We start from the raw sequence: 26,468 nt of genomic DNA on the forward strand, positions 1-26,468 counted from the left end.
ATGGACTCCCAGCGCCGGTTCGCTGCCTCTGGGGCGAGTGCGTGGGCGCCGACGCCGCCGGGCTGGTCGTCGTCGCCGTGGACGGTCCGCGCCTTCTGGTTGTCCTCGACGTAGCGGGCACGTCCCGGTGGGGGTCCGAGCTGACGAGCACGATGCGCACGGAGCCGGTGGCCCGCATGGCCGTGTGCAGGCCAGTGGCCGGCGTCCGCATCGACGGGTGCGGGCAGCTGCTGAGACGATCAGTCAGCCAGGGATTCCCGCCCGGTCGAGAAGTGACGTCATTTCCGCGACCGGCAGCGCGGGGTTGGAGGCAGCCGCCGCGCCCACGTCGGGATCGTCCAGCAGTTCCACCAGCCTGGGGACCGGTAGCCGTGGGTCGCGTGCGGCAGTCTTCCGCACCCGTGCCTCTGGATCCCGGCTCAGCCGTTCGACGATCTCAGGCGTAGCACCCGGGTCCCGCACGATGAGAGTGCGGGCCTCCGGAGCCGCCGCGTCAGCGAATCGCACCGCGAGGCCGTGGGTCGGAAACTGCGGTCTGGAAGTCAACATGGCGACCGCCCGATGCAGGCCGTGCAGATACAAGTCGAGCAGCAGTTCCGCCGGCGCGCTCGGGTGGTTCTCGGCGAGCAACAGCCGCACTCCGAAATCGGGGTCGCCCGCGAGCAGATCGACGCAATCGTCAGGCAGTTCCGCACACATCGCAGCGCTACGCCGCAGCCAGGTGTGTGCGGAAGTCGCGCACCGGCGCAGGAGCTCTGTATCACCGCGCGCGTCCCACACCCACCGCAAGAGGCCCAGCCGGTCCTCGGGACCGACCTGCCAGTCGATCGCGGCTCGTTGCTCCTCCGAAAGCTCGGGACGGGAGGAAACCGCCAGCCGCACGGCCGGGTCCTCGTGACGGGCGAGCCCCGTCGCGAGATCCGCGGGAAACGTCGGGTTGCGCGCGAGCCGCTCGAGCCACGTCCCGTTGGCCGCCAGACGCTCGGCCAAGGGCCGCCCGAGCCGGCCCCATTCCACTACGTCCCCCAGCCGCCACTCACCCGCGAGTGCTTCGACGAGCTCTGCGGTGCGCTCCTCGTCCTCGTGCATGACGTGCAGCGACGCAGCTGTGCGTACCTCAGGGTCGACGTCTTCGAGGAGCAACACGCGTACTGCCTCGCTGAGTTCGTGCCAGACGCGGCGGCAGGCCGCCAGCCGGAACAGCGGGTCGTCGTGCACGGCGAGGGGCACGAGCACGTGGGGCGGCACGGTGGACGCGTTGACCGTCTCGTACCGGACCATGCCGCGCTCGTGGTTCAGCAGTCGCTCGTATGCCCAGTCCGGCAGTGGCTCCGCCTTGATGCGGTACGGGTGGGGCCCCACCGCGACCGCCAGCGCGTCCGAGGCCGGTCCGTGCAAGAGGCCGGCGCGCACGTCGGGGTCGACGGTCCAACTCTCGGCAAGTGCGGTCCGCACGCGGCGGTCGGGGTGCGCCAGCATGGCCTCGGCCACTTCAGTGGGCAAGGTCGTGCGCCATGAGAGCCGTTGGACGATCCAGCGGTCCTCGAGCGCCAGCAACCGAAGTAGCACGCCGGGCGGCGCTGCCGGATTGTCTGCCAGGCCATCTACCGCATGCCGCGCTGTCAATGCTCCCCCATGATTTCCGGCTGCTTGTGCCCTGCCCAGCGCGCCGGGAGCCCGGTGGAGTGCCATACGACAACCGAGGTCTCACGGCAGTGAACGCCCGCACACATGACTGCTGCGGCTGATCGCCCGGATCCGCCGTGAGGAGTCCGCGCCCACCCGGGTGCTCCGGTGTCGGGGCCTGAGAGGACATCAGGTCAACGTCCGCACCTGGGTGACGGGCATGTCCGTCTGGATTCTCCAGGTAGGTGCGGATCTGCGGGTTTACGGGCCAGGTTGTTCAGCCACGCCCAGTGGATCGCCGTCCGGATCTCTGCGGCACGGCTTCGTCGTCCCGTTCCGGACGCCGGCACTGCATCAGCCAGCGGCAGGCCCGCTCGATCGCCCGCCGCCTGGGCAGCGACTCGAACCCGATCGTCCGCGGTCGATGAGACACCCCGACATCGAAATCCGGTCCGGCGCCATGGCCGAGGATGCTTGTCGATCAGGTGCCGCCTGCCCGGGCCCTGGACGCAATGGGTGGGCCTCCGCCCCGGAGAGTTCATGCTCCGGGGCGGAGGCGTATGAGGTTTCCCGTCAGACGGCGGTGATGTTCTCCGCCTGGGGGCCCTTCTGGCCTTGCGTGACGTCGAAGGTCACGGTCTGGCCCTCCTGAAGCTCCCGGAAGCCGCTGGAGTTGATGTTGGAGTAGTGGGCGAAGACGTCCGGCCCACCGCCGTCCTGCTCGATGAAGCCGAAGCCCTTTTCGGAGTTGAACCACTTCACGGTTCCGCTGGCCATGATCATGCCTCTCAGTCGACGTCGAGCCCGCACCGCGCGGACCCGGAGGTGATCGTCCTGGTCCGGCACTGCACAGCAAAAAGCCCACGCCAGGGCGCGGGCAGGACTGCGAACCACGACAGCTGGAGCTGAAGTTACACGCCTGGCTCATCCATCGCCAGAGAGCACGGCCAGGACAGCGTCCTGCTGTATGCCTATGCCCTCGACGCGCCAGGACCTGACGCTCGCAACCACGCCGCACCGGGCGGCATCTTCGACGCTGGTGACCTGTCCGTGGGCGCAGTTCCGCGTTGGTGATCCGGGTGGTGCCTGGCGTCCGGTGCAGGTGGGGACGACACGGTCCGTGGTCGCCCAGGGGAAGAATCCTGCGCTACGCCGCCGCCTTGCCCGGTACGAAGAAGATCGCCGGTAAGTGAGGCCACCGAAGGGTGCGCGGGGCGGCATCCGGGGCTGCACAACAGCCGTTCCAGGGCGACGTCGCCACTGCGGGGGCACCGGCTCCGGTCAGGGCCCGTCCCGGCGCTCCCTCCGGCTCTCCGCGGGTGTCCTCGGCGCCGAGGCGCTGCTGCGCGGGCAACCGCTCACCCAGCGCGCGTCGTCGATCTGCACCACCACTGTCTCTGCGACCCGATGATGGTGCGCTCGACACCCTCCAATCGGTAGACGCACGCGCAAATCAGCAGGGCTCAGCGGCACGTCACGGGCGGCCCGAAGGCGTCCGGATCTCGCTGTCCGGGTGTCAGGGGAAGGAACGGCGGCCCTCCGCCGCCTTTACCGCTGCCCGTTTGTCTCTACGGCCGGCCGCCGCCGACGGGCACGCTCGGGCTGGCGCCGGTACCGACTGCGGCGCCCCCACCGACCGAGGAGAGACGGCGATGTCCGACCACACCGAGAGCGTCTTCCACGTCGTACTCAACGACGAGGAGCAGTACTCGATCTGGCAGGCCGAACGGGAGCTGCCCGCCGGCTGGCGGGCCGAAGGCACCAAGGGCACCAAGCAGGAGTGCCTGGACCACATCGGCCGGGTGTGGACGGACATGCGTCCGGCCGGCCTGCGACGCCGGATGGAGCGCGAGGCCGCCGGTGCGGCGGCCGGTCAGAGCGGACGACAGAGCGCCTCGGTCTGATCCGCCTACCGACAGTGAGGGGAAGCCCGGCGATGAACTCCGTCTCCCAGCCGAGATTCCGGCCGTCCCTCGTGACGAGGGCGGACCGGCCCGAGGACGAGGTATCCGCACTGCCCGACGCCACCGACCTGTCCGGGCCCGCACCCAGCGAGTACGGCGCGGACCGTACCGGGGCGCTGTCCGCCGTCGGCGGGACGCCGCTGGTGGAACTCACCCGGCTGCTGCCCGGCGCCCGCTTCCGGGTCTGGGCCAAGCTGGAGTCGGTCAATCCCGGCGGCAGCATCAAGGACCGGTCCGCTTACACCATGCTGAGCCACGCCGTCGCCACCGGCGCGGTGCTGCCCGGCCACGGCACCGTGGTCGAGTCCAGCTCCGGGAACCTCGGCGTCGGCATGGCACAGGCGTGCCGAGCCCTGGACCTGCGGTTCATCTGCGTGGTGGACCCGCGTACCAATCCGCAGAACATCGCGATCATGCGGGCGCTCGGCGCGGATGTGCACACGGTTACCGAAGGCGACCCGGTCACGGGCGAGTTCCAACCCGTGCGGATCGCCCGGGTACAGGAGCTGGTGGCCGCGCTGCCCGGGGCGTACTGGCCCAACCAGTACGCCAACCCTCGCAACGCCTGGGCGCACCGCATCACCATGAAGGAGATCGCGGAGGATCTGGGCCGGGCACCCGACTACCTTTTCTGCACCATCAGCTCCTCCGGCACCCTGCGCGGCTGCGGCGACTGGATTCGCGCACACGGGCTGCCGACCCGGGTGGTCACCGTCGACGCCGAGGGCAGCGCCATCTTCCGACCGCCGACGGGGCGCCGGCTGATTCCGGGCCATGGCGCGGCGGTCCGCCCGCAGCTCTACCGGGGCGGGCTCGCCGACGACGTACTGCATGTCAGCGATCTGGACAGTCTGGTGGGCTGCCGCCGTCTGGCGCTGCGCGAGGGGCTGCTCCTCGGCGGCTCGTCCGGCGCGGTTGCCACCGCCCTGGAGCAGCTGAGCGGCCGTATCCCGGACGGCGCCTCGTGTGTGCTCATCATGCCGGACCGCGGCGAGCGCTACCTGAACACGATCTACGACGACGCATGGGTGAAGGCTCAGTTCGGCGAGGTGACCCATCTGTGGAAGGACGAGGTGGCCGAAGTGGCCGAGGTGACCGAGAACAGCGAGATGACCGGGGTGGCACCATGCTGACACTCGGCAACGGAGACGTACGCAGGATTCTGGACGGCCGGGAGAAGGAGGTGCTGAACGTCGTGCGGGAGGCGTATCTGCGCCACGCCGACGAGCAGACCTCGCTGCCGCACTCGGTCTTCCTCCGCTTCCCCGACGACACCCGCAATCGGATCATCGGGCTGCCTGCCTATCTGGGCGGGCCGAGGCCGCTGGCCGGTATGAAGTGGATCGCCTCCTTCCCCGGCAATGTCGCGAACGGCCTGGAACGCGCCTCCGCGGCGATCATCCTCAATTCGATGCAGACCGGCCAGCCGGTGGCGCTGGTGGAGGGCTCCACCATCTCCGCCCGGCGCACCGCGGCCAGTGCCGCTCTCGCCGCCGCCGCACTGCCGCCCGCGGACGGCCGGGAGACCGGCGTCGCGCTCATCGGCTGTGGTGTGATCAACTTCGAGGTGCTGCGCTTCCTGCTGGCGGTCCGGCCCGAACTGGCCGACATCACCGTCTTCGACCTGGACGCCGGCCGTGCGGAGGCGTTCCGCGACCGCAGCGCCGCGGAGTTCGGCGGGGACGGGCGGGTGGTGCGGGTCGCGGAGAGCGTCGAGGCGGCGCTGAGCGCCCATCGGCTGGTGAGCCTGGCGACCACGGCCGGTGTGCCCCACCTGGATCTGCGTGACTGCCGGCCCGGCACCCTGGTGCTCGGTGTCTCGCTGCGGGACGTCACGGTGGAGGGCGTGCTCCAAGCCGTGAACGTGGTCGACGACCCCGACCATGTCTGCCGGGCCGCGACCTCGGTGCATCTGGCGGAGACCCGTGTGGGCGACCGCTCCTTCATCCACGGCACCCTCGGGGAGCTGCTGCGGGAGGAGTCACCGGGCCATCGCGACGAGCGACGCCCTACGCTCTTCTCGCCGTTCGGGCTCGGGGTGCTCGATCTGGCGTTGGCGGGGCTGGTGTTGAGCGAGGCCCGGGTGGCGGGCATCGGCACCGAGGTCACCGGTTTCCTCCCGGAGCCCCAGGCCTCCGGAGCCACCGCCGCCAGCTGACCGGGTGCGGCCCGGGTGGCCCCGCCCTGAGGGCCGCACCAGCGCGCCAGGGCGGCGCGCACACGCCCGCCCGGGCCTGCTCCGGGGCGGGCGCGCCCACCACGAGGTCGGCACTCGCAGACCGGGCTCTGCCCGTACGTACGGCAGCAGCGATGCGCGTCCCACCACACGCCGACGAAGCTCCGGTGAGGGCCGCATGGGGGACGGCCCCCCATATTGCCGCAGGTCCCACCCACCCCTCCCCTCAAGATCACTCCCGAGCAGGTCAGCGCGGGGGTCGAGGCGGTGGGCGACCTCGGTCCCGGACGGTGCCGGAGCCGTGTGCCGTCCGCGGTACGGCATCGGACGCACGGGACGATGTGCTTGTGGGGGCAGTTCCGCCCCTGGCCGCCCGGACAACGGCGGCGAGGGGCGGAACTGCCCCCGCGTTGCCCCGTCCCCACCCCCGCGGTGAGATGCCCGGCGGTCCTCGGACCGACGGCACGGCGTAAATCTGGGTGTGGTGCACCGATGCCGGGCGCGGCCGAGGTTCCCATGATCGGTGTCACTGGCGAAGGCCAGCAGAACCGAGAGGGAGAACCTATGCAAGAGCCGGTGCGAGTAAGCGTCGTTGCGCTGGACCCGGTGCTGGAGGCAGGCACGCGAAGCGCGCTGGAGGGCTGTCCGGAGGTGCGTCCGGTCAGCGTGGAGCAGCGGCCGGACGTGACGGTGGTGGTGGTCGACCGGGTGGCCGACCCGGTGCTGGATCTGGTGCGCCGCACCCGGGCCTCCGAGCACCGCCCGGAGGTCGTCCTGGTGGCCGCCGAACTGGCCCCGGCGGAAGCGCTGCACGCCATCGCCACGGGTGCCCGGGGGCTGCTGCGCCGCCGCGAGACCGACGGCCCACGACTGGCACACGCCGTGCTGGCCGCGGCCGGCGGTGACTGCGCGGTGCCGCCCGACCTGCTGGACGGACTGCTGGAGCACCGCGCGGAGGGCGCGGCCTCGCACGTCCCGGACGCCTGGGGCGCGGCCGGACTCAGCGACCGTGAGCGCGCGGTGCTGCGGCTGGTCGCCGACGGCCGCGAGACCAGCGAGATCGCGGACGAACTCTGCTACTCGGTGCGGACGGTGACCACGGTCCTGCACAACGTCACACAACGGTTCCGGCTGAAGAACCGCGCCCACGCGGTCGCCTACGCGCTGCGGGCGGGTCTGCTGTGAACGCCGCGACGCTGACCGGCCGCTCGGCGCGGGAGACCGGCTCACCGGACGGTCCCGCCCCGGACGGCATGCGGCTGCCCGGGAGAGCTCCGTCCGGCGCCCTCCCGGACGGACGCGTGCCGCGTCCGCACGCACCGCCGCACGCTCCTGTGCGTGTCCATGTGCGGGCCTCGGACGACGGCCTGCGGCAGTCCTGGCACCAGCGGCTCGCCGGTGCCGGGATCCCGCTCGCCGACCGGGCGGAGCCGCGTCCCGGGCTGGTCCTGCTGGCCGCCGGCCGTACCGTCGACGAGGCGGTCGAGTCCTGCCCGGCTCCGGGGTCCTGGGACCAGGGCCGGCAGGGCGTACTGGTGGCCGCCCACCTGGTGTCCCCGGACAGCGTGCTGCGGGCGGTACGGGCGGGCGCCCGCACGATCCTGCGGGCCGCCGACGCCAGCCCGGCGCAACTCGTGGCTGCCGTGCACTCCGCCCACCACGGCGACGGGCGGCTGCCTTATGGCGTGCTGGTCCGTCTGCTGGGCGGCACACAGCAGGCCGGCGGGGGGCACGCGGCACCTGCTTCCGACATGGGCCGGGTGCCGAACGCGGCGGCTCCGCTCACCACGCGCCAGACGGTGGTGCTGACCCTGGTCGCCGAGGGCCACGGCAACGCGGTGATCGCCCGCCTGCTGTCCTGCTCGGAGCACACCGTCAAGAACGTCATCTACGAGCTGATGGTCCGCCTCCAGGTGCGCAACCGGGCCCACGCGGTCGCACGGGCGGTGCGGACCGGTCTGATCTGACCGGTCCGCACCGCACCGCCCGCTTCCCACCCACTCCCGGACGACACCTTGCCGGTGTCCGGGGAACCGCACCGGTCGCTGTCCGGTGCCTCCGGCCTGGTACCGGCCCCAGGGGCGACCACCCCTGGGGCCGGTACCCGGCCTCGGTCCTCAGCGCCGCGGGTGGACGAGGTCGCCCCGGAGTGTGCCACTGCCCGGGGCCGGCTCCGCCAGGTCCGAACCGGTTCTCCGGACCTGCCGGTTGTCCTGGTCCACATGGACGACACGGGGCACCAGCGCCTTGGCCTCGGCGTCCTCCACGGAGGCGTAGGAGATGATGATGACGAGGTCGCCCGGCTGTACCAGCCTGGCCGCCGCGCCGTTGATGCCGATGACGCCGCTGCCGCGCTGTCCGGGGATCACGTAAGTCTCCAGACGCGCGCCGTTGGTGATGTCGACGATGTGGATCTGCTCCCCGGGGAGCAGGTCGGCGGCCTCCATCAGGTCCTCGTCGATCGTCAGCGATCCGACGTAGTGGAGATCGGCCTGAGTGACGGTCGCCCGGTGGATCTTGGACTTGAACATGGTGCGCAGCATGGCGTTGTCTCCGTAGGACTCTGGGAGGGGATCTTCGGACGCACCGCCGTCAGGCCGGATGCGGCCGCACCGCTGGGACCGGGCGGGTGCCCGGCCGCTCAGCGCGAGTCCGCCGCCGCGACGGGCACGGACTGCTCGGACGGGGAGGACGACTGGGACGGGGTCGTGCAGGGTGCGGGGGACGAAGGGACCTTGAGGGGCGCGGACGGGTCGACGACCACGGTCATGGTGGCCCGGCGTACCGGCCTGGCGAGGGTGGCGGCCAGCGCCATCAGCACCATCCACCCGGCCAGCACGGCCGCCGCGACTCGCACGCCCAGGCCGTCCAGCAGCAGGCCGCCGGCCAGCGCGCCCAGCGGCAGAGCGCCGTTGGCCAGCAGGCTGGAGGCGCTCAGCACCCGGCCGCGCAGCTCGTCGGGGGTGACGGCCAGTTGGTAACTGCCCACCGCCACGTTCCAGATGGGTCCGACGAACCACATCGCCGTGTAGGCGATCACGGCCGGCCACAGCCCGCCGCCGAAGGCAAGCACACACATCAGCAGTGCCCAGACCCAGTTGGCGCTGATCACCAGGGCGTTCATCCTCAGGCGGCGCCCGCACCAGCCGGCGACCAGGGAGCCGAGCATTCCGCAGGCCCCGGCGACGCCGATCAGCAGACCGATCGCGGCGGGACCGGCGCCCTCCTCGGCGAGCAGCACGATCATCACCAGGAAGAGCGCGCGGAACAGCAGATTGCTCCCGGCCACCAGCAGGGCCGTGGTGCGCAGCAAAGGCCGCCTCCACAGCCAGACCAGCCCCTCCACCATCCGGCCCGCCTGCCGCAGGATCCGGGTACGGCGGCTGCCCGCCGTCGCGCCGTCGTGCGAACCGGCCTCCGCGCGCGGCGCATCGCCGGGGCGAGCGGCCTGGAAGTCCTTCCGGATGCACAGCAACGACACCAGCGACACCAGGTAGGCGAAGGTCTCCAGCACGAACGGCGCCACCCGGCCGAGGCCGAAGAGAATGCCGCCCAGCGGGGTACCGATCATGGTGGCCGCACGGCCGCGCGCCTCGTTCCCGGCGAGCGCCACCGAAAGCTGGCTCGGATGCACCACGTTGGGGACCGCGGCGGTGGAGGCCAGACCGTTGAGCACGGTGAGCGAGCCCTCCGCGAAGCCGACCACCATCACGTGCGCCAGGCTCAGTTCGCCCGCCATCAGGGCCAGCACGACGGTCGCCGCGCCGAGCGCTCGCAGGGCGTCGCACCAGATCATCACCCGCTTGCGGTTCCAGCGGTCGACCAGCACGCCGGCCGGGAGCTGGAGGAGCAGTGCCGGAAGCAGCACCACGAAGCCGACCAGCCCGGCGGCGGACGCCGAGCCCGTCACGGCCAGCACCAGCAGCGGATACGCCACCGTGGACGCCGTGGAGCCGACGATGGCCACCGCCGAACCACTCCACAGAAGCAGGTAATCCCGGTTGCGCCGCAGCGGCGGCACCTCGGGAACGGCACGGGCGTCGTCGGCAACCGTGCTCATGGGCTCGTCCCTTCGCTCCGACATGGGAATCCTCTCGACAGCCGCACGGGATGCTCGGAACACCGGTTGGACGGACGAGCTGCACGGTGCCGTCAGCGTGCCCGGCACCGGCGGACCGGCCCAGGGAAGGACGCGCAGAAAGGGACGCACACGCCCTGCCGGAGAGTCCGCCGGATGTTCTCTGCCGAGGCAAGCCGGGTGCGCCGACCCTGACGGTATGACTGCGAACCCTTCAGCGCCGTTCGCGCCGGCAGCCGCCGAGCGGCAGGCGCCCGGACAGACGCTTCCCCATCTGATCACCGCGGCGCCGGGCCGCGGCGTTCCGGCCGCCCAGTTGGCCGCCGCCCGCCCGGAGATCCGCGCCCTGCTGCGTGAGCACGGCGCCGTGCTGCTGCGCGGCTTCGGCCAGGACGGGGTGGACGGCTTCGAGCGGACGGTGCGCACCGTGGGCGGTGAGCCGCTGACCTACGCCGAGCGCTCCTCGCCCCGGTCCACGATCAAGGGGCAGGTCTACACCTCAACCGACTATCCGCCCTCGGAGGAGATCTTCCTCCACAACGAGAACTCCTACCAGGCCACGTGGCCGTTGACACTGTTCTTCCTCTGTGTGACCCCGCCCGACACGCTCGGCTCCACTCCGCTCGCCGACACCCGGCGGGTGCTGGCCGCCATCGACCCGCAGGTGCGGGAGGAGTTCGCCGCCCGCGGCTGGATGGTCGTGCGCAACTTCACCGAGGGATTCGGAGTGCCCTGGCAGCACGCCTTCAACACCGGGGATCGCGCTCAGGTCGAGGCGTACTGCTCACGAAACGGCGTGACGGCCGAATGGACTGCCGGGGGCCTGCGCACCCGCGCCCGCCGCGAGGCCGTACACCACCACCCGGTCACCGGGGAGCGGGTGTGGTTCAACCACCTGACGTTCTTCCATGTCACCACTCTCCAGCCCGATGTCTGCGCCGCTCTGCGGGAGATGTACGACGAGGCGGACCTGCCGACCAACACGTACTACGGCGACGGGGCCCCGGTGCCGGACGAGGTGGTGGCCCATCTGAGGGACTGCTACCGCGCCGAACAGCGGCGCTTCGACTGGCAGCAGGACGACGTGCTGGTCGTGGACAACATGCTCGCCGCTCACGCCCGGGAGCCGTTCACCGGGCCCCGGAAGATCGCCGTGGCGATGGCTGAGCCCTCCAGCGGACCGGTCGAGCAGGGCTGACCGCCACCGCCCCCGCCCCGGCGGCACCGGTCCGCACTCCTGCCGCGACCGGACTCGTACACCCACCGTCGTTCACCGCTCGTACCGGCCCCACCACCACTCGCCCAGGGAGACACGACCGATGGCAACCGTCGACGGCGGTTATCCGCTGTCCTTCGCACAGGAACAGCTGTGGCTGCTCGACCAGCTCAGGTCGGGTGATGCCGCCGAGTACCTGATGCACGAGACCTTCCGGATCAGGGGCCCGTTGGACACCGACGCCCTGACCGCCTCGCTCACCGAGATAGCCGCCCGGCACGAGGTACTTCGTACCCGGTACGTCGACGAGGACGGCCGCGCCGTCCAGGTCATCGACGAACCCGAGTCGGTGAAGCCCGAGTTCACCGACCTCGGCGACGTCCCTGGCGACCGGCGGGAAGAGAGACTGCGCGCCCTGGGCGCGGCCCGCGCGCGGACGGTGATCGATCTGCGGCGGGAGCATCCCTGGCGGGTGGCGGTGGTCCGGCTGGCGCCGGAGGAGACAGCCCTGCTGCTCACCTTCCACCACATCGCCTTCGACGGCTGGTCCTGGGGCCTGCTCGCCGACGAACTACGGGCGCTGTACGGCGCGTTCGCCGCCGGTGCCGCCTCTCCGCTGGAGCCGCTGGAGCTCCAGTACGCGGACTATGCGGAGTGGCAGCGCGAGGGGTGGCGGGTGCAAGAGGAGCTGATGGAAGGTCATCTCGGCTACTGGCGGAAGCAGCTGGTCGGGAACGCCCCCCTGGAGCTGCCCACCGACCGGCCGCGTCCGGCGGTGTGGGACTCGACCGGGGACACGGTCGGCTTCACCGTGCCGGCTCCGCTGGCAGCTCGCTTCACCGCCCTCGCCAAGGAGCAGGGCGCCACGCTCTTCATGGCCGGGCTCGCCGCCTACCAGCTGCTGCTCGCCCGGTACTCGGGCAGGCCCGACATCGCGGTCGGCGTCTCCCTGGCCGACCGGAACGACACCCGGCTGGAGCAGCTGCTGGGCATGTTCCTCAACACCGTGGTGCTGCGCTCCGACCTGGGAGGGGCGCCGGACTTCCGCGAGCTGCTGTCCCGGGTGAGAGACACCACCCTGGACGCCTACAGCCACCAGGAGGTGCCCTTCGAGCGGGTGGTCGCCGCCCTTGCTCCGGAGCGGGAGACCAGCCGCAACCCGGTCTTCCAGGCCGGCTTCGCGCTGCACAACGCCCACCGCCGGCCGTTCTCGCTGCCGGGCCTGGAGGTCAGCCGGGCCGACAGCGGCGCGCGCAGCTCCGCCTTCGACCTCTCCCTCCACCTGACCGAGCGTCCGAACGGCGAGATCGCCGGTGAGTTCATCTATCCCACCGCGCTCTTCGACCGGGACCGGATCGAGCGGATGGCGGCGAACTTCCTGCACCTCCTCGGCCAGGTGGTCGCCGGTCCGGGCACGCCGGTGGGCCGGCTGGAGCTGACCGCCCCCGAGGAGCGCGCCACGGTCATGGCCTGGGGCGACGGTGCGGCCCGCTCCGCCGGGGAGGACCATTCCGGCCGTGGTCTGGTCCAGTTGGTGCTGGACCGCGCGGCCGCCACCCCCGGGGCGACCGCCGTCGCCCACGAGGGCGGTGGGCTGACCTACGCCGAACTCGCCGGGCGGGTGCGGCATCTGACCGGCCGGCTCCGCGAGGCCGGGATACACCCCGGTGATCCCGTGGCGGTCAGCCTCCACCGGGGCCCGGAGCTGGTGACGGCGGTGCTGGCGGTCCTGGCAGTCGGCGGTGTGTACGTACCGCTGGCCCCCGATCTCCCCGACGCCCGGCGGGACTTTTTGCTGGCGGACTCCGCGGCGGGCCTGGTGCTCACCGAGCAGGCGCTGCGCAACCGCTTCGGTGAGACCGCCGTGGTGCTGTCGCCGGACGGCGAGTGGTGCGGTGCGGCCGTGGCCGCCACCGCCGCGGCGTCCGGTGTACTCCCCTACCCGGCCGGCCCGGACGACGCGGCCTGCCTGATCTACACCTCGGGCTCCACCGGCACTCCCAAGGGAGTGGTGGTGACGCACGGCGGGCTGCGCAACCGGGTGCTGTGGTCGGTGGAGCGGTACGCGATGACCGCCGCCGACCGGCTGCTGCAGAAGACCACCATCGGTTTCGACGCCGCCATGTGGGAGTTCCTCTCCCCGCTGGTCTCCGGCGGCACCGTGGTGATGGCCCCGGCCGACGCGCACCGGGACCCGTCGGTGATGGCCGACGCCATGGCCCGCCACGGGGTCACGCTGCTGCAACTGGTGCCCTCGGTGCTGCGGCTGCTGGTCCAGGAACCGGCGCTGGCCCGCTGCACCGCGCTGCGACTGGTCAGTTCCGCGGGCGAGCCGCTGCCCGCCGACCTGTGCGAGCAGATGCGCGCCACAGTGCCCGGGGTGGAGATCTCCAACACCTACGGCCCCACCGAGTGCTCCATCGACTCCACAGCGCACCGCTACACGGGCTGCGGCCTGCCTGGTTCCGGCACGGTCGCCATCGGCGGTCCGCTGCCCGGCGTGGGGGTCTCCGTGGTGGACGCGGGGGACCTGCTGGTCCCGATCGGTGTCCCCGGTGAGCTGTGCGTCCGTGGCGTGGGACTGGCCCGCGGCTATCTGGGCCGCCCCGGGCAGACGGCCGAACGCTTCGCGCCGGACCCGTACGCCACCGCGCCGGGCGGACGCTGGTACCGCACCGGCGACCTGGTGCGCTGGCGGGCCGACGGCACCCTGGAGTTCCTGGGCCGGGCGGACGACCAGGTCAAGATCCACGGCGTACGGGTCGAACCGGCCGAGATCGAGGCGGTGCTGCTGACCCATCCCGGGGCGGCCGCCGCGGCCGTCGTCGCCCGGCCCGGCGCGCACGGCGAACTGGAGCTGACCGCCTACGCCGTGCCCCGCGTACCGCAGGCCCCCGGGCTCCAGGATCCGCCTGCGGCGGAACTGCGCGCGCAACTGCTGGCCCGTCTGGCCGAGCGGCTGCCCGCGGCCGTGGTGCCGTCCCGGCTGGTGCTGCTGGACGCGCTGCCGCTGACCGCCAGCGGCAAGGTGGACCGTCGCGCACTGCCCGCACCGGAACAGACCGCACAGGCGGCGCACGGGCAGGCGAAGGAACCTGCCGCCGCCCGTACGGCGACCGAGCGAGCCGTCACCGAGGCCATGTCCGAGATCCTGGAGATCCCCGGGCCCGGACCGGACGAGGACTTCTTCGCCCTCGGCGGCCATTCCCTCCTGGCCATCCGGCTCGTCCTCCGGCTGCGCCGTGCTTTCGGCATCGACATGACCGTCGCCGAGCTCTTCGCCGACCGCACCCCTGTGGCTCTCGCGGCCCGCATCGACGCCGCTGTCGCGGCGCGCACCGGCAGCACCCCCGAGGACACGCTGGACGGGGGGAGCACCGGCGGCACGGGTGAAGGCATCGTGCCGGTGCCCCGTGACGGCGGGACGCCGCTCTCCTTCGGTCAGCAGCGGATGTGGTTCCTGGACCAGCTGGAGCCCGCCGGCCAGGAGTATCTGATCCCGCTGGCACTGCGGCTGCGGGGCCCGCTGGACACCGCCGCGTTCCGCGGCGCGCTGGACGAGGTGGTCCGTGTCCACGAGGTGCTGCGCACCCGGTACGCGGACCACGGCGGCAGTCCCGTCCAGCTCATCGACCCGCCGGCCCCGGTGGCGTTCCGGCTGATCGACCTCGTCGACGGCACGGGCGGCACCGCGGACACCCTGGCCGGCCGCGCCCGCACCCAGCTGGACGAGGCGCTGAGCACCCCCTTCGACCTGTCCGCCGAACACCCGTTGCGGGTCACCGTGATCCGCACGTCTCCCGTGGACCACTGGGTGGCGCTCGCCGCTCATCACATCGCCTTCGACGCCTGGTCCACCAAGGTGTTCCTGCGCGATCTGGACACCGCCTACACCGCGCTCGCCGCCGGACAGCCGGCGCCCCTGCGCCCGGGGCCCGTCCAGTACGCCGACTTCGCCGCCTGGCAGCGCCGCAGGGAGGACAGCCCCGACACCCGGCGCAACCTCGACTACTGGCTGGGCCGCCTCCGCGACCTCACCCCTGTCGAACTCCCCTCCGACCGGCCCCGGTCGGCCACTCGTGACGCCGGCGGTGACACCGTCATCGTCGATGTCCCGGAGTCCACCGGCCGTGCCCTGACCGAGCTGGGCGCCCGGCACGGAGCGACCCCGTTCATGACCCTGCTCAGCGCCTTCCAGGTGCTGCTGGGGCGCTACACGGGGCGCACGGACATCGCGGTGGGTGTCCCGGTGGCCGCCCGTACCCGGGAGGAGACCGAAGGACTTCTCGGTCTCTTCGTCAACAGCCTGGTGATCCGCACCGATCTGGGCGGCGACCCGGCCTTCGGGCAGCTGCTGTCCCAGGTGAAGGACACATGCCTGGAGGCGTTCGCGCACCAGGACGTGCCGTTCGAGCATCTGGTGGACGAGCTGCGACCGGACCGCGACCTGTCCCGTAACCCGCTGTTCCAGGTGATGTTCGAGCACCAGCACATGGGCGGGATCACCGCCACGCTCGGCGGGCTGACCGCCGAACCGCTCAACGCGGGGCCCCCGACCGCCAAGTTCGACCTCACCCTGACGGTGAAGGAGCGCCCGGACGGCCGGATGCACTGCTGGTTCGAGTACGCCACCGCGCTCTTCGACCGCGCCACGGTCGAGCGGATGGCCGCCCACTACCTGCGGCTGCTGGACTCCGTGACCGCCACGCCCGGAACCGCCGTTGCCGAGCTGGAGCTGATGCCCGAGGCGGAGCGGCGGCAGCTGCTCCGCAGCTGGCCCGACCCGCACGCGGCGCGGCTGCCGGCGATCGTTCCCGAGGCGGAGCGGGCCCTGACCGTACCGGAGCTCTTCGTCCGGCAGGCCGCCCGCACCCCTGACGCCATCGCCCTGGTCTTCGGCGCCCAGGAGCTCAGCTACGCCGGGCTGGAGGCGCGGACCGCCCGGTTCGCCCGGCGGCTTCGCGCGCTGGGCGCCGGTCCCGAGACCGTGGTGGCCTCCTGCCAGGAACGCGGCATCGACGCCGTGGTGACGCTGCTCGGCGTGCTGCGGGCGGGCGCGGTGTACGTACCGCTCGACCCGCGGCATCCTGAGCGGCGCCTCGCCCAGACCCTGGAGGACTCCGGGGCACGGTTCGTGGTCACCGGCGCCGACCGCGCGGACTCCTTCACCGGGAGCTTCCAGCTGCTGGTCGTCGACGCGCCGGACGACGGCGCTCACGTACTCGCCGACGCGCCGGATTTCCCGGCGGGTGCGGACCATCTCGCCTACGTCATCTACACCTCCGGCTCCACCGGCCGCCCCAAGGGGGTGATGATCGACCACCGCGCCTACGCCCACCACTGCCGGATCGCCGCCGACGCCTACGGCATCGGTCCCGGTGAGCGGGTGGTCCAGCTCTCCTCGCTGACCTTCGACGTCTCGATGGAGCAGATCGCCGCCCCGCTGCTGACCGGCGCGGCCGTGGTGATCGCCGACCCGCTCTTCTGGAGCCCGGCCGAACTCCCGGCCCGGCTGGCCGAGCACGGGGTCACCGTCATGGAGACCACCCCGGCCTACTACCGGGAGGCGATGAGCTACGACACCGGGATGCTCACCGGCCTGAAGCTGATCAACCTCAGCAGCGACGTGGTCACCGTGGCCGACGCCAGGCTGTGGCACGACAGCGGGCTGCCCGGCCGGTTCGTCTGCTGCTACGGCCCCACCGAGGCCACCGTCACCTGCCTGCTGCACACCGGGACCGGCGAGCACCACGGGCAGCGGGACACCGCCTCCATGCCGCTGGGCCGCCCGTTCGCCGGCACCCGGGCCTACGTCCTGGACTCCCGGCAGCGCCCGGTTCCGCTGGGCGTACCGGGCGAGCTCTGCGTCGGCGGCGTCCGGCTGGCCCGCGGCTACCACCGGCGGCCGGAACTGACCGCCGAGCAGTTCGTGCCCGATCCCTTCGGCGGCGCGGGCGAGCGGCTTTACCGGACGGGCGACCTGGTGCGGTACCGCCCGGACGGCACCCTGGAGTTCCTGGGCCGGATCGACCAGCAGGTCAAGATCCGCGGGCTGCGTATCGAACTCGGCGAGATCGAGGCCGCTCTCACCGGGCACCCCTATGTCGGAGCGGCGGCGGTCACGGCCCCCGAGATCACGCCGGGCAACCGTCAGCTGGCCGCCTATGTGACCGGCCGGGACGGCGCCGCCGCTCCGGACCCGGACCAGCTCCGAGATCATCTGCGGGACCGGCTGCCGGAGTACATGATCCCGGCGCTGTGGACCACCCTGGACACGCTGCCGATGACTTCCAGTCAGAAGATCGACCGCAAGGCACTGCCCACACCGGCCACCACCACCGAACGCGCCTACGTGGCGCCCCGGGACCCGGCCGAGGAGACGGTGGCCGCCATCTGGGCCGAGACGCTCGGCCTCGAACGGATCGGCGTCGAGGACGACTTCTTCGTTCTGGGCGGCCACTCGCTGCTGGCCACCCGGGTGCTCGCCCGGATCCGGGAGACGTTCGCGGTGGACCTCCCGCTGCGCCGGCTCTTCGAGAACACCACGGTCGCCGCCCTCGCGGCGGCTGTGACCGAGGCCGTCGAGGCCGCAATCGCCCAGCTCTCCGACGCCGAGGTCGCGGAACTGCTGACCCGGGAAGGCGCACGATGACGCACCAGACACTCGACCCCGCCGCACTCCGCGCCCGGCTGCTGAACCAGCGGCTGCGAGGCACCGCGGCACCGTCCCGGGCCGACGGCATCCCCCCCGCCCCGCGCGGCGGCCCGCTGCCGCTCTCCTTCGCCCAGCAGCGGCTGTGGGTACTGGACCGGCTGAGCCCGGGCACCACCACCTACCTGATGACTGCCGCACTGCGGTTGCGCGGCCCTCTGGACGACCGGGCACTGCGCGGAGCGCTGGACGCGCTGGTGGCACGGCACGAGGTGCTGCGCACCCGCTATCCGGTCATCGACGGCGAACCCTCGCAGGTGGTCGACCCGCCCGCGCCGGTGGAGCTCACCGAGACGGATCTGACCGGGCTGGACGCGGCGGGCCGAGCCCGCCGCCTGGCCGCGCTGGGCACCTCGGAGCGGCAGCCGGTGGACCTGGCCGCCGGACCGGTGCTCCGGGCGGTGCTGGCCCGGTGTGCGGCCGAGGAGCACGTGCTCTTCGTGACCGTGCACCACATCGCGGCGGACGGCCGGTCGCAGGACCTGCTGGTCCGCGAGTTGGCCGAGCAGTACCGGCGGCTGTCCGGCGAGGGGTCGCCGCCGCCGGTACCGCCGGCGCTCCAGTACCCGGACTTCGCGGTGTGGCAGCGTGAACGGCTCACCGAGGAACGGATGGAGGACGGGCTCGGCTACTGGCGGAAGCGGCTGTCAGGGCTCGCCCCGCTGGAGCTGCCCACCGACCGGCCCCGCCCGACGGTCCGCGAGGAGAGCGGGGCGGTCGCCCCGTTCACCGTGCCCGTCGAGGTGGCCACCGCTCTCACCCGGCTGGCGCACGAGCACGGCGCCACCCCGTTCATGGCCTGCCTCGCCGCCTTCCAGGTGCTGCTGAGCCGGTACACCGGCAGCAGCGACATCGCGGTCGGCACCCCCGTCTCCGGCCGGGACCGGCCGGAGACCCAGGAGATGCTGGGACTCTTCCTCAACACTCTGGTGCTGCGCACGGATCTGTCCGGTGACCCCGGATTCGCCGAGGTGCTGACCCGGCTGCGGGAGGGGGCGCTGGACGACTACGGCCACCAGGAAGTGCCCTTCGAGCGGCTGGTCAACGCCCTCGCCCCGGAACGCGACCCGTCCCGCACCCCGCTCTTCGCCACGATGTTCCTCTGGGAGGGCGCCGGCGGACAGGCCGCCGCCCGGGCCGAGGACAGCGGCGAGGGAACGCTGAGCATGGATCCGGCGGCGGTCGGCGAGAGCACCGCCAAGTTCGATCTGACGCTGAGTCTCACCGAGCGGCCGGACGGTTCGCTCTCCGGCGGACTCAACTACGCCACCGCGCTGTTCGACCCGGCGACCGCCGAACGCATGGCCGGCCACTTCACCCGGCTGCTGGCCGCCGCCGTCGCGGAGCCGGATGCCCCGGTCACAGGACTGGAACTGATGTCCGGGACGGAACGGCAGCAGGTGCTGCACGACTGGAACGACACCTCCACCCGCTATCCCGGCAGCACCCTGCACGGTCTGTTCGAGACGCAGGCGGCGGCCACCCCGGACGCCGTCGCGGTCACCGACGAGGCGGGCGAGCTCAGCTACGCGGAGCTGGACCGCCGGGCGGACGCGGTGGCCGCCGCGCTGCGCGTCCTGGGCGCGGGCCCCGGCGCCGTCACCGGGGTGTGTCTGGACCGCTCCCGGGGGCTGCTGGTGGCGCTTCTCGGGGTGCTCAAGGCGGGCAGCGCGTATCTGCCTCTGGAGCCGGAACTTCCCGCCGAGCGGCGTCAGTACATGCTGGCCGACTCCGGCGCCCGGATCCTGCTCACCGGCACCGACGCCGGGCCGGCCGGCGACTCCCCGGCGGCCGTGACCGTACTGCCCCTGGGCCGCGACGGGCTGCTCCCGGGCAGCCTCCCGTCCCGGGAGGGCACGCGTACCGCCGCCGCGACAGGTCCCGGTGACGCCGCCTACGTCATCTACACCTCCGGATCCACCGGCCGCCCCAAGGGCGTGCTGGTGGAGCACCGGGCGATCGTGAACCGACTGCAGTGGATGCAGCAGGAGTTCGGCCTCGACGCCTCCGACCGGGTGCTCCAGAAGACCCCCATGGGCTTCGACGTCTCGGTCTGGGAGTTCTTCTGGCCGGTGGCCACCGGAGCCACCCTGGTGATGGCGCGCCCCGGCGGCCACCGCGACCCCGACTACCTGGCCCGGGTCATCGCCGAGGAGTCCATCACCACCCTGCACTTCGTCCCGTCCATGCTGCGGGCCTACCTCTCCGGCCCCGGCACCCCGCTGCCCTGCGTACGCCGCATCGTGTGCAGCGGAGAGGCGCTGCCGGGAGACCTGGTCACCGCCTCTGCCGAGCGCCTCGGCGTCACCCCGCACAACCTCTACGGCCCGACGGAGGCCGCCGTGGACGTCACCAGCGCCCGCTGCGTCCCCGGACAGCGGGTCACCATCGGAAAGCCGATCGCCAACACCCGCACCTACATCGTGGACGCCGCACTGCGCCCGGTCCCGGTAGGCGTACCGGGTGAGCTGCTGCTCGGCGGCGTCCAGCTGGCCCGCGGCTACCTCGGCAGACCGGCCCTGACCGCCGGCAGCTTCGTCCCCGATCCCTTCGGCGGTACACCGGGCGGACGGCTGTACCGCACCGGCGACCTCGCCCGCTACCTGCCGGACGGTTCCATCGACTACCTGGGCCGTCTGGACCACCAGGTGAAGATCCGGGGCCAGCGCATCGAGCCGGGCGAGATCGAGGCGGTGCTCCATGAGCACCCCGCGGTCGCCGCGGCCGCCGTCGCCGTGCACGACCAGCGACTGGTGGCCTACCTCACCGGCGGGCCCGGACGGGATGCCGCGCCCGACACCGACGGGATCCGGACCTGGCTGCGGGAGCGGCTGCCGGACGCCATGGTGCCCGGTGACTGGATGGTGCTGGACACGCTGCCGCTGACCGCCAACGGCAAGACCGACCGCAAGGCGCTGCCCGCCCCCGACCGCAGCCGCGACAGCCGGTCCGGGGAGTACACCGCTCCCCGGACCCCGGCGGAACGGGCGATCGCCGAGGAGCTGGCCGCCGCGCTCGACCTGGACCAGGTCGGTGTCCACGACCGGTTCTTCGACCTCGGCGGCGACTCCATCCGCGCCATCCGCGCGGTCGGAGCCCTCCAGGGCCGGGGCCTGACGCTGTCCGTGCAGCATCTGTTCACCCACCCCACCGCCGCCGGGCTGGCCACCGTGGCCACCGAGGCAACCGAGGGCGGACAACGGCACCAGCTGGTGCAGCCGTTCGCCCAGCTGGGCCCGGCCGACCGGGAAAGGCTGCCGGACGGACTGGCGGACGCCTACCCGCTGGGCGAGGTCCAGGCCGGCATGGTCTACGAGCTGCTGGCCGACCCGGAGAGCAACACGTACCAGAACGTCAGCAGTTTCCACTTCACCGACGACGGACCGTTCTCCCTGCCCGCGCTGCGCGAGGCGATCCGGCGGCTCGTCGACCGGCACGAGATCCTGCGGACCTCCTTCCGGCTGTCCGGCTTCTCCAAGCCGCTGCAGCTGGTGCACGGGCGGGCCGAGGCAGAGGTCGGGTTCACCGATCTGCGCGGTCTGACGCCGGACGGCCGGCAGACCGCCGTCGCGGATTTCCGCGCCGCCCAGCAGCGCAGGCCGTTCGATCTGGAGCACGCTCCGCTGCTGCGCTACCACGTGCACCTCACCGGCGAGCACACCTGGACGCTCACCCATACGGAGTGCCACGCCATCCTGGACGGCTGGAGCCACCACTCGGTGATCCAGGAGATCCTCGCCGACTACGGCCGCATCCGGGACGACGCCGACTGCGCCGTCAGCCCGCCGCCGCGCGCCCGCTACGCCGATTTCATCGCGCTGGAGCAGCAGGCACTCGACTCCGCCGAGGACCGGGCCTTCTGGGAGGGGCGGATCAGCGGCTACCCCCGGCTCGAGCTGCCCGCGCCCACCGCGGCCGACGAGTCCGGCGCCCCCGCCCACGAGGTCCGCGTCTCCTGGGCAGCATTGGATCCCGCGCTGCGCCGGCTCGCCGCCCGCACCGGCACCTCCCTCAAGACGGTTCTGTACACCGCCCATCTGCAACTGCTCGGCATGATCTCCGGGCAGCGCCGCTTCTTCGCGGGCGCGGTCTGCAACGGCCGTCCCGAACTGCCGGACGGTGACGAGGTGCGCGGTATGTACCTCAACACCGTGCCGTTCGCGGTGGATCTGGACCGGCGCAGCTGGGAGGAGCTGCTGCGCTCGGTCTTCGCCGAGGAGGCGGCCGTCTGGCCGCACCGCCGCTATCCCCTGCCCGCCATGCAGCGCGAGTGGGGCACCGGCGCCCCTCTGGTCGACGTGGTCTTCGGCTATCTCGACTTCCATGTGCTGGACTCCCCCACGACCGCTCCGGTCACCGTCACCGACAGCAGCCCGAACGAGTTCACCTTCGACGTGTGGACCTTCCCCGGCGAGCTGCGGATGACCTGCAGGCCGGGCTGGGCCGGCCGGGGCAGGCTGGAGGCGATGGCCACCACGTTCGTCGAGGTGTTGCGGACCATGGCCGAGCGGCCGGAGGCCTCCCCCGCGGCCTTCCGCGCGCCGCTGCTGACGGCGCCTGCCGTCGCCTCCGACGCCCGGCCGCTGCCGCCCGGGGTGACCCTGCCGGAGCTGATCGCCCGCCACGGACGGCCGGAGGACATCGCGCTGGCCGACGCGCACTCCACCGTGACCTACGGCGAACTCCAGTCCCGGGCCAACCGCTTCGCCCACCTGCTGCGTGCCCGCGGGGTACGCGCCGAGGACCCCGTCGCGGTGTGCCTGGAACGTGGCCCGGAGACGGTGATCGCCCTGCTCGGCGTGGTGAAGGCGGGCGGCTGCTACGTGCCGGTCGATCCTGAGTACCCCGAGGAGCGGATCAGTCATCTGCTCTCCGACTCCGGCGCCGGCCTGCTGGTCACCCGCAGCGCTCTCGCCGACCGCCTGACCGGACTGCTCGCTGACGGCACCCAGACCGTGCTGCTGGACACCGACCGGGCCGAGCTGGAGGCACAGCCGGAGACCGAACCTGAGTCGGTGCTCTCCCCTGACAACACCGCCTATGTCATCTACACCTCGGGATCGACCGGGCGCCCCAAGGGAGTTCAGGTCACGCACCGCAACATCGTGCGGCTGGTGCACGACGAGAGCCACGCCGGGCTCGGGCCGGGGGACACCGTTCTGGTGGTCTCTCCCCTGGCCTTCGACGCCTCCACCTTCGAGATGTGGGGAGCGCTGGCAAACGGCGGCCGGCTGGCGTTCGCCCCGCCCGGCACTCCCACCACGGCGGGTATCGCCGAGGTCCTGCGCGAGCAGCGGGTCACCGTCGCGTTCCTCACCACCAGCCTCTTCCACCTCATGGTGGAGAGCTGCCCCGAGGCCCTTACCGGGTTGCGCGCGCTGCTGGCCGGCGGGGATGTACTCTCCCCCGGCCAGGTACGGACCGCGCTCGCCCACGGGCTGCCGGTCAGCAACATGTACGGGCCGACCGAGTGCACGACCTTCAGCACCGGACAGCACGCCATCACCCTGGAGCAGACGGCACGGCCCCTCCCCATCGGCCCGCCGATCGCGCACACCACCGCGCTGGTCACCGACGAGGACCTGAATCCGGTGCCCTACGGCGTCGCCGGGGAACTGCTGCTCGGCGGCCCGGGGGTCGCCCGCGGCTATCTGGGCAGGCCGGCGCTGACCGCCGACCGCTTCGTTCCCGACCCCACCGGCACCTGGCCGGGCGGCAGGCTGTACCGGACCGGGGACCTGGTCCGCCAGGACCCGGACGGCGTGATCCATTTCCTGGGCCGCCGCGACCACCAGGTCAAGGTGCGCGGCCACCGCATCGAGCTCGGTGAGGTGGAGGCCGGCCTGAACAGTCTGCCCGGAGTACGCGGCGCAGCGGCGGCCGTGCACCCTGGGCCGGACGGCGACAAGCAGCTGGTCGGCTATGTCGCCCTGGACGAACGTACCGTCTTCGACCCTGCGGCTCTGCGATCCACGCTGCGACAGCGGGTCCCCGCCTTCCTGGTGCCCAGCGCCTGGGTCCGGCTGGACGAGCTGCCGCTGAACGCCAACGCCAAGCTGGACCGCGCCGCGCTGCCCGCGCCCGAGGGGGCCGGCACGGGCGGCGAGGTGGTGGCGCCGCGTACCGCCGCCGAACGGGCTCTGGCCGAGGTGTGGGCGGAGGTCCTGGGCGTCGAACGGGTCGGCGCCCACGACGACTTCTTCCTGCTCGGCGGACACTCCCTGCTGATCCTGCGGGCCATCGCGCTGCTACGTGAACGCCATGGCCTGGAACTGACCGTACGGGCCTTCGTGGAACACCAGACGCTGGATGCCGTAGCCGCCGCGGCGGAACGCGGCGAGACCGGTGACGGCGCGCGCGGTGCGCTGATGTGGCTGCGCAGGGAGGGCGGACAGGCCCCGCTGTTCTGCGTCCACCCCGGTGGCGGCAGCGCCCACTGGTACCGGCGGCTGGTCCCGCACCTGGACGAGGATCTGCCGGTCGCCGCCCTGGAGTGGCCCGGACTCCAGTCCGGCCCGGGCCGGCCGGTGCCCACCGCCGCGGAAATGGCCGGGCGGTATCTCGCCGAGATCCGGCAGGCACGCCCGCACGGGCCCTACCGGCTGCTCGGCTGGTGCGGCGGCAGTGGGATCACCGCCGAGATGGCGGACCGGCTGAAGGCGGACGGTGAGGAGGTGACCTTCATCCTGCTCGACCCGGGCCTGGACAGTCATGAACGGCAGGGCTTGTGGGAGGAGTTCCGGCTGATCGAGAGCTGCACGGCCAAGCTGGAGGAGCTTGCGGCGGCCGGACCGGATGACGACACCGGCCCGCTGCGCGGCGAGATCCTGAAACTGCTGAACCACCTGGTGGACGACGCCGACCCGGCGACCGGAATCGTGCTCCCCGAGCGGAACGGTGCCGGGGTCTGGCTGCCGTCCGCCCGGATCTGGCGCGAGGTGATGGAGATGACGCTCACCTACAGGCACCGCTACTACTCCGGCACGCTTCACCTGGTCATCAGCGACGAACTCGCCCGCGGGGAGCACGAGGTGGCCCTCGGCCAGACCTACCAGGAGTATCTGGACCGCTGGCGGGAACTGAACGCCTCCGTCGAGGCCCACAGGGTCCCCGGCGACCACTTCGGCGTGATGCGCCTCCCGCACGTCACCTCCCTGGCCGACACCCTGGCCAGGCTGCTCGGCTGACCCTCCGAAGAGCACCGACAGAGCCCGGCCGGCACCCCGGCCGGGCTCGCTGCTGCCCGGACACGGCAGGAGGGACGATCCCGCACCGCCGGCTCTCCCGGTGCCCGGCCGGGATGCCGTCGGACGGGGCGGCCCTCGGTCCTGGCCCGTTCCGCCGAAGTCCACGGTGGCGGGCCTGGACCGGAGGGAGGTCCGGCCCGGCCCCGGGAACAAGGGCGGACATGACTGACGGGGTGCCCGGCCTCCGCGGCCGGACACCCCGTCGGGGAGTGTTCCCGTTCTCAGTCGTGCTGGTCGACGGCGACGAAACGGAGTTCGGAGGTGTAGGCGTTGCCCTGGTCGTCGGTGAGCCAGGCGTGTTCCGGGGTCGGCAGCATCTCGGTGACGGTCAGCTTCGCCAGCGGATCCCCCGGTGCGGGTCCGCGGTCAGCTCCCGCAGCGCGACGTAGTAGTCCTCCGGCCGCACCAGGACATTGCGCACCCGGACCGAGAGCCTTGACGTGTGCTCCTTGGGCAGGAGCGGAAGCAGCCGGGGCCCGGGGAAGTCACGGCCGGTCAGCTCGAGGAGCTCCGCCGGGCGCGGGTGCTGGCTGACGAAGAGCGAAGCACCCATGGTGTTGGTGGCGAGGTGCAGTTCGCCCAGCACCAGCTCGAAGTCGCCGTCGCCGACCGACCCGGCGTCGCGGGCGGCGATCATCACGTCGGGGCTGATGTACCGGGAGGCGGTCCAGCCCGGAGCCGCCGGGGGGAACTCCTCGGCGGCCCGTTCCGCGATCGCGGAGTGCGTCACGTGTACACGCCGGGAGTCCTCCGGGACGGAGATGATCCGTGCCCAGCGGCGCTGGAACTCCGCCAGTACCTCCTCGGCGTCGGTGACCGCGGCGCCGTGGAGGATCGGCATGCAGGCGAACCAGAACTCGGCGAGATCGACCTCCTCCCCTGCGCCGCCGGGCGCCGCAAGCTCCTCGAAGACCTCCTCGGCCCGGTGTTCCACCTGGGCCGCGAGCTGGGACATCAGCCAGGCGGCACTGTTCATCAGCGGTTCCAGCGGTGCCATGGCGTCCAGGACCCCGGCACCGACGCGGGCGGTGGCGGAGCGTCGGGTGTCGGAGTAGACGAGTGAGCGGTTGGGCGCGGTGCGGGTGCCTTTTGCGCGCTGGGAGGCGGTGTCGGTGATGCGGGTGAAGTCCTCCTCCAGCCCGGCCAGCGCCTCGCACAGGGCGGTCGCGTCACGCCCCGCCGCCTGCACCCGGTCACGACCCCGCTCCAGGACCTCCAACGGCTCCAGCGCCCGGTCCCGCAGACCCGGATCACCGACCCGCTCCAGAACCGCACGCAACTCCCGCTCCGGACGGGCACCCGAGGGAACCGGGTCCTTCGTCGGAGTCGGCGCGGATGTAGGGCATCCGTCGTGGGGGTATCCATGCCATCAGTGACTCGTCGGCCGACAGTGTCTTCGCCAGCGCGTCGATCGACCAACTGGAGAAGAACACCGACGACGAAGCCGTC

General features: G+C 72.4%; 14 protein-coding genes. 8 read left to right on the forward strand and 6 right to left on the reverse strand.

Annotated elements, in window-relative coordinates; translation table 11 throughout:
* Positions 1-243: 243 nt before the first annotated feature.
* Both OO67_RS16055 and OO67_RS16060 read right to left on the reverse strand, forming a co-directional pair.
* The gene (locus OO67_RS16055; protein ID WP_033300735.1) at positions 244-1,626 is read right to left on the reverse strand and encodes a hypothetical protein; all 1,383 of its coding nucleotides are present in this window, start codon (positions 1,624-1,626) and stop codon (positions 244-246) included.
* 573 nt (positions 1,627-2,199) lie between these two features.
* On the reverse strand, positions 2,200-2,403 hold the full coding sequence (locus OO67_RS16060) for a cold-shock protein (protein ID WP_033300839.1): 204 nt from the start codon (positions 2,401-2,403) through the stop codon (positions 2,200-2,202).
* A gap of 875 nt (positions 2,404-3,278) precedes the next feature.
* On the opposite strand from OO67_RS16060, the gene OO67_RS16065 reads away from it, so the two are divergent.
* From OO67_RS16065 to OO67_RS16085, 5 genes are all read left to right on the forward strand, one after another.
* Positions 3,279-3,530: an MbtH family protein gene (locus OO67_RS16065; RefSeq protein WP_033300736.1), complete on the forward strand. Its 252-nt coding sequence runs from the start codon at positions 3,279-3,281 to the stop codon at positions 3,528-3,530.
* Positions 3,531-3,562: 32 nt separating this feature from the next.
* Positions 3,563-4,723, forward strand: coding sequence for a 2,3-diaminopropionate biosynthesis protein SbnA (sbnA, locus tag OO67_RS16070; RefSeq protein WP_033300738.1), 1,161 nt, complete (start codon positions 3,563-3,565; stop codon positions 4,721-4,723).
* The gene (gene sbnB, locus OO67_RS16075) at positions 4,717-5,748 is read left to right on the forward strand and encodes a 2,3-diaminopropionate biosynthesis protein SbnB (protein WP_033300739.1); all 1,032 of its coding nucleotides are present in this window, start codon (positions 4,717-4,719) and stop codon (positions 5,746-5,748) included. Before sbnA ends, sbnB begins: the two co-directional genes overlap by 7 nt.
* Positions 5,749-6,330: 582 nt before the next feature.
* A complete protein-coding gene (locus OO67_RS16080) occupies positions 6,331-6,951 on the forward strand; it encodes a helix-turn-helix transcriptional regulator (protein WP_033300740.1) in 621 nt (206 codons plus the stop codon).
* Positions 6,948-7,733 (forward strand): helix-turn-helix transcriptional regulator, encoded by a 786-nt coding sequence (locus tag OO67_RS16085; RefSeq protein WP_244300220.1) that lies wholly within the window; start codon positions 6,948-6,950, stop codon positions 7,731-7,733. The genes OO67_RS16080 and OO67_RS16085 overlap by 4 nt, the downstream gene beginning before the upstream one ends.
* Before the next feature lie 150 nt (positions 7,734-7,883).
* Here OO67_RS16085 and panD read toward each other — a convergent pair whose 3' ends face one another.
* Both panD and OO67_RS16095 read right to left on the reverse strand, forming a co-directional pair.
* Positions 7,884-8,309: an aspartate 1-decarboxylase gene (gene panD, locus OO67_RS16090; protein ID WP_033300741.1), complete on the reverse strand. Its 426-nt coding sequence runs from the start codon at positions 8,307-8,309 to the stop codon at positions 7,884-7,886.
* 98 nt (positions 8,310-8,407) lie between these two features.
* Positions 8,408-9,826 (reverse strand): MFS transporter, encoded by a 1,419-nt coding sequence (locus tag OO67_RS16095; RefSeq protein ID WP_051709464.1) that lies wholly within the window; start codon positions 9,824-9,826, stop codon positions 8,408-8,410.
* 295 nt (positions 9,827-10,121) lie between these two features.
* Here OO67_RS16095 and OO67_RS16100 point away from each other — a divergent pair, with 295 nt between their 5' ends.
* From OO67_RS16100 to OO67_RS16110, 3 genes are all read left to right on the forward strand, one after another.
* A complete protein-coding gene (locus OO67_RS16100) occupies positions 10,122-11,042 on the forward strand; it encodes a TauD/TfdA family dioxygenase (RefSeq protein WP_106972759.1) in 921 nt (306 codons plus the stop codon).
* A 121-nt stretch (positions 11,043-11,163) separates the two neighbouring features.
* Positions 11,164-17,712 (forward strand): non-ribosomal peptide synthetase, encoded by a 6,549-nt coding sequence (locus OO67_RS16105; protein ID WP_033300744.1) that lies wholly within the window; start codon positions 11,164-11,166, stop codon positions 17,710-17,712.
* Entirely contained in the window at positions 17,709-24,959 is a 7,251-nt protein-coding gene (locus tag OO67_RS16110; RefSeq protein ID WP_033300745.1) for a non-ribosomal peptide synthetase, read from the forward strand. Before OO67_RS16105 ends, OO67_RS16110 begins: the two co-directional genes overlap by 4 nt.
* Before the next feature lie 388 nt (positions 24,960-25,347).
* Here the strand turns inward: OO67_RS16110 and OO67_RS38035 are convergent, their stop codons facing one another.
* A complete protein-coding gene (locus tag OO67_RS38035) occupies positions 25,348-26,298 on the reverse strand; it encodes a lantibiotic dehydratase (RefSeq protein ID WP_051709467.1) in 951 nt (316 codons plus the stop codon).
* On the reverse strand, positions 26,270-26,468 hold a 199-nt coding region (locus OO67_RS39315; RefSeq protein WP_208861021.1), incomplete at its 5' end, for a hypothetical protein. The genes OO67_RS38035 and OO67_RS39315, both read right to left, overlap by 29 nt.

The sequence above is a fragment of the Streptomyces atroolivaceus genome, from assembly GCF_000717025.1.
Classification (GTDB): domain Bacteria; phylum Actinomycetota; class Actinomycetes; order Streptomycetales; family Streptomycetaceae; genus Streptomyces; species Streptomyces atroolivaceus.

Bases quoted from the DNA above. Each gene is read 5' to 3' on its own strand.
- sbnA (WP_033300738.1), top strand. From the start codon at position 3,563: ATGAACTCCGTCTCCCAGCCGAGATTCCGGCCGTCCCTCGTGACGAGG.
- OO67_RS16105 (WP_033300744.1), top strand. From the start codon at position 11,164: ATGGCAACCGTCGACGGCGGTTATCCGCTGTCCTTCGCACAGGAACAG.
- OO67_RS16065 (WP_033300736.1), top strand. From the start codon at position 3,279: ATGTCCGACCACACCGAGAGCGTCTTCCACGTCGTACTCAACGACGAG.
- OO67_RS16110 (WP_033300745.1), top strand. From the start codon at position 17,709: ATGACGCACCAGACACTCGACCCCGCCGCACTCCGCGCCCGGCTGCTG.
- sbnB (WP_033300739.1), top strand. From the start codon at position 4,717: ATGCTGACACTCGGCAACGGAGACGTACGCAGGATTCTGGACGGCCGG.
- OO67_RS16080 (WP_033300740.1), top strand. From the start codon at position 6,331: ATGCAAGAGCCGGTGCGAGTAAGCGTCGTTGCGCTGGACCCGGTGCTG.
- panD (WP_033300741.1), bottom strand. From the start codon at position 8,309: ATGCTGCGCACCATGTTCAAGTCCAAGATCCACCGGGCGACCGTCACT.
- OO67_RS16095 (WP_051709464.1), bottom strand. From the start codon at position 9,826: ATGAGCACGGTTGCCGACGACGCCCGTGCCGTTCCCGAGGTGCCGCCG.
- OO67_RS16060 (WP_033300839.1), bottom strand. From the start codon at position 2,403: ATGGCCAGCGGAACCGTGAAGTGGTTCAACTCCGAAAAGGGCTTCGGC.